This window comes from Salinimicrobium oceani, from assembly GCF_012037645.1.
On sequence record NZ_JAAVJR010000853.1, the window covers coordinates 1 to 402 of the forward strand.

1 protein-coding gene is annotated in these 402 nt (G+C 47.3%); it reads left to right on the forward strand.

The window, feature by feature from the left end; all coding sequences use genetic code 11:
• A partial coding sequence (locus HC175_RS19720; protein WP_168139808.1) for a glycoside hydrolase 5 family protein occupies positions 1 to 402 on the forward strand: 402 nt, incomplete at both ends.

Genomic DNA, 402 nt, shown 5'->3' on the forward strand with positions numbered 1-402 from the left:
CAGGAGGAAACCTTTGATCCCCAAACCATAGACAAAGAACTCGGGTGGGCAAAAGATATTGGGATGAATACTATGAGGGTTTATCTTCATGACCTATTGCATCAGGAGGATCCAAAAGGACTTTATGAGCGTTTGGACGCCTATTTGGCCATTGCAGACAAACATGGGATAAAGACGATGTTCGTTCTTTTTGATTCGTGCTGGGATCCTTTCCCGGTTTCCGGAGAGCAGCGCGATCCAAAACCACATGTACATAATTCTGGTTGGGTTCAGAGTCCAGGACAGAAAGCCTTGCAGGACAGTACCCAGTATCCTCGTTTAAGACGATACGTGACCGAAACGGTTGCTCAGTTTAAGGATGACGACCGGATCCTTGCCTGGGATATCTGGAACGAGCCTGAT